Source organism: Staphylococcus sp. 510 (genome assembly GCF_057219715.1).
On record NZ_JBXVVK010000064.1, the window covers coordinates 1 to 217 of the forward strand.

The following is a 217-nucleotide window of genomic DNA, read 5'->3' on the forward strand; positions in this document are numbered from 1 at the left end:
GCCAACTGTACCGACAATCAATCCGGTAACAAGTGAAGATAAAACAATCACAGGTAAAGCGGAACCAGGTTCAACAGTAACAGTGACGTTCCCAGATGGCACAACGGCAACTGGCACAACAGATAATAATGGTAATTATGTCATCAATATTCCAACTAATGAAGACTTAAAAGGTGGCGAAACATTACCAGTGACGTCTACTGATAAAGATGGTAAT

At 40.6% G+C, this 217-nt stretch carries 1 protein-coding gene; it reads left to right on the plus strand.

Going from position 1 to position 217, the window contains the following annotated elements; genetic code table 11:
- Nucleotides 1-217: Ig-like domain-containing protein (locus AC2D8K_RS12655; RefSeq protein WP_484698837.1), on the plus strand; the 217-nt coding region annotated here is incomplete at both ends.